At 46.6% G+C, this 3,164-nt stretch carries 5 protein-coding genes; all 5 read right to left on the bottom strand.

Annotated features, from left to right (window positions below; genetic code table 11):
- Positions 1–340, bottom strand: a 340-nt coding sequence (locus ABD915_RS08180) for a phage virion morphogenesis family protein (protein WP_345117263.1), incomplete at its 3' end; no start/stop codon positions are given.
- A 1-nt stretch (position 341) separates the two neighbouring features.
- On the bottom strand, positions 342–767 hold the full coding sequence (locus ABD915_RS08175; RefSeq protein ID WP_345117261.1) for a gp436 family protein: 426 nt from the start codon (positions 765–767) through the stop codon (positions 342–344).
- 15 nt (positions 768–782) lie between these two features.
- Entirely contained in the window at positions 783–1,748 is a 966-nt protein-coding gene (locus tag ABD915_RS08170; protein ID WP_345117277.1) for a major capsid protein, read from the bottom strand.
- A gap of 12 nt (positions 1,749–1,760) precedes the next feature.
- Entirely contained in the window at positions 1,761–2,102 is a 342-nt protein-coding gene (locus ABD915_RS08165; protein WP_345117258.1) for a hypothetical protein, read from the bottom strand.
- Positions 2,099–3,142, bottom strand: coding sequence for a phage protease (locus ABD915_RS08160; protein ID WP_345117256.1), 1,044 nt, complete (start codon positions 3,140–3,142; stop codon positions 2,099–2,101). The genes ABD915_RS08165 and ABD915_RS08160 overlap by 4 nt, the downstream gene beginning before the upstream one ends.
- Between the last annotated feature and the right edge of the window lie 22 nt (positions 3,143–3,164).

Below are 3,164 nucleotides of genomic sequence, written 5' to 3'. Positions count from 1 at the left end.
CTTTGCCATTTTTCGGGAAAATAGCCCCACCCAATTGATGAATCCGCGCATAAACCAACCCAGAGCCCACAATCACCTGTTCTGGTGAGGCTTTCATATCAATGGAGCGTGAGAGCGCCCCACTGGCATAAAGAATGGAGGTATGGGCATAATTGTTTTTCCACTTCTCTCCTTGGGCAGACGTTTTTTCGCTTTGAATGCGCCGCCTTGTGCTCTCTTGAATGAGGCGCCCAACCCCTTGTGCCAAAGTCCCCATCGAGTTATCAGCACCCTTTTGTAAAAAGGATAAAGCCGCTTCAAGCCCCATCTCTTTAATCTCAATATGGCTTGAAACAGACATGTTATCTTCCCATCACACGCGGTTTAGCATGGAAGAAAGCACCATCACGCACGGGACCATCTTCACTCATAATTTTAGGTTCATCGACCCCCAAACCCGCTTTGCCTTCCGCAATGCGTTTCAAGAGTTCAACCGCCTGTTTGTAGCGATCTTCAATAGTTGTGGTCAGTGCCGTATGGCGTATGGCTAAATTATAAACAGCAATATTGACACAGATCATGCCAAGAGCCGCCGGCTGTCCAGCAATGGGGACCAAGTAGCGATGAGAGAGATGCACATCAATCTCACCGCTTGCTTGGTTTAGAGCAAGGGCAATGGCTTGATCTAAAAGCACTGGATCAGACTTCTCATCATCAAAAGCACATAAGTCTTTTAAGAAATCATCACCCCAGAGCTCTTCAATCAATGTTTTGCTTGCATAAGCCATGTTTCAAAGTTTCCCTTAAACAACATCTTGCAGCAACACACCGGCATCTTTGGCGGCAACCAATTCGCACACCCGTTCACCCACACGCACCCGTTTACCACCTGACAAACCAATATCTGGATCATTGATCACCCCAGAGATACGCTCACCCAACTGAGCACTAAAGCCCCAACTGATGAGAGAACCATCCGCCTGTTGCTTGGTGGGATCAATGTAAAGCAGAGCGATCTTATTGCCCCAAACGCGTGCCAATTGCGCTGTGCGTCCTTTGCGGGCTAAATTCACTTGCGATTCACCAATCAATAACCGATTGGGATCTATTTCCATCAGATCAGCAAATTGCGCTTTAGTCACAAACCCATCAGCAGTGCCACCCCCCTTAACAGCTTTGATGATTTTGGGATGACGTTTGAGTTTTGACCAAACAACTTTACCCATGACAATGGTGTTGGGTGTATAGACGAGAGCTTTATCCTTCGCCTCATCTAAGGTGGCATAAGGATCTGATTTGTCATAATCACTGAATTTATTCTCACCTTTAAGCGTCATCACCCGCTCTGGTGCATAGTTTTTGCTGTCCTGCACAAGTTCTGCCACACGCACTTCACGCCCCAATTCCAGCAAATTAGCCAGTCCTTCCACGGCTGTTTTTTCAGGGTTATAACGAGAGCGCTTTTCTGCCCGTGCGCGGGCTGCTGCTTCAATATCTGAATTGGGAATAAGATCATCAAGCCCGTAATCTCTCACACTAGCTTCCCGTTCAAAGGCAGAAAATTCCACCACATTCGGGCGCCCTTTTCGCCCAATTTCAAGTTCAGGGACCGTAAAACTTTCCGCCAAGGGAAATTCACTATATTTAAACACTTCACTTAAAACACCAACACGGGGCAAAACTTTATCGCCAATAAGAGAACCTGTTGGATTGCGATAACCAATAGCAATAGCGGTAAGTGTTGGATCAATGGGAAAAGGTCTGTTCATCATAAGCCTCGATTAATTAATTTTAAAAGAAATAACATCACCAGCAGAACCATCACTCATGGCAATGCCAATGGTGCGATCTGCTGCTTCTGCCTTAATAGCCTGCCCCTTGGGGTCAGAGGTTAAAAAGTCACCAAAGGAAACATTGCCTCCACACACCACTTCGCCCCAACCGCATTGAGCAACATCGATCATTTCGCCAGCCTTGGCTTTGCAAGAGCCGGCAGTGCCTAATAATTTATCAGCCTTACCAGTAGCTGTTGCCACCATTCCATCACCGCGCGCTGCAACAATGCAATAAGGAGAGATCTCTGCTGCAGTGCGAAAAGATTTAATCAAAATCGTCGTACTCATGATTGGCGTTCCTTTTGTTCATAAATATAATCAACCGCTTGGCTAATGGTGATGTCGAAGCCTTGTGCTTTCTGCTCTTGTTGATAATGGCGTGCAGCAAGTGCAATATCTTCTGGCGCAAGCTGATGTTCTTGCACCAAGGCACATGTTTCTAAAGGGCTTGTCGATGCGAGAACTGGCAACTTTTCTAGCAAAGTTTGAAAATGTTCCATGCCCCCTTCAAGGGTACAAAGGGCACGATATTCTTCACGTGCAGCAGGCAAAATCTTGCCCTCTTCAATCGCTTTGTCTAAAAGACTCTCAATCGTCGCCTTTTTTTGCTCTTCGCGCAAAAGCGCTAGATCTTCTCGCGCTTTTGTTAATTGGGCATTTAATTCCACCCGTTCTTTTTCGCGGGTTGCAATGCTTGCTAAAATTTCTGCAGGTTTTGCATCTTCTGCCAGCTCCAAAGCACTGGCAATGGCTGTTAAATCCATCATTTTCTCCGTCAAAGTTGTTGGGGACACCACAAGGGATGTCGAAAGGGGTATTGAGGGGTGTTCACGGCTTAAAGCCGTCATCACAAGGGCAGGACGGTTCACCAGCCCTGCCCCTGCCAAACTTAAAATCTCACCATTTTTAGAATGACGAAACTCAGGGGAAAGATAGCGATATTCTCGGGCCATAATCTTTTTAGCTGCCATATCGGTCCATTTAACCCGACCCCAAATCGCACCATCCCGCTCTGCTAATTCTTCAATCCAACCGCTAGCAGGCGCTTCCAAGCCGTTCCTCGCTCGGTGATGTTGCCCATGCTCATAATCAATCACAAGCGGTCCTTTATTGGCTGCAAAAGCCTTTAAAATCCTTTGTGGGTCATAATGCCATTCCCGTCCATCACGCGCCTTCACATTTGGCGCTTTGGGCAACAACTCGACCCATTCCGGTGCTTGGCTAATAGTAAGATCTGAGCAAAGATCTATGAAATTGCCATGAAATGTCTCGTCATGACATATCTCAGCCTGCCCTTCTTTTTGATCTTCGTAAAATTCTTGCTCCATACATTGCCTATTGCTTTACAAT

Origin of the sequence: Bartonella jaculi, from assembly GCF_039543045.1 — a bacterium.
GTDB lineage: Bacteria > Pseudomonadota > Alphaproteobacteria > Rhizobiales > Rhizobiaceae > Bartonella > Bartonella jaculi.
The sequence above is the reverse complement of the archived record's forward strand: the minus strand, read 5'-3'. Positions and strand labels throughout refer to the sequence as shown.

Coding starts and splice junctions, on each gene's coding strand:
- ABD915_RS08175 (WP_345117261.1), bottom strand. CDS start 767: ATGGCTTATGCAAGCAAAACATTGATTGAAGAGCTCTGGGGTGATGAT.
- ABD915_RS08170 (WP_345117277.1), bottom strand. CDS start 1,748: ATGAACAGACCTTTTCCCATTGATCCAACACTTACCGCTATTGCTATT.
- ABD915_RS08165 (WP_345117258.1), bottom strand. CDS start 2,102: ATGAGTACGACGATTTTGATTAAATCTTTTCGCACTGCAGCAGAGATC.
- ABD915_RS08160 (WP_345117256.1), bottom strand. CDS start 3,142: ATGGAGCAAGAATTTTACGAAGATCAAAAAGAAGGGCAGGCTGAGATA.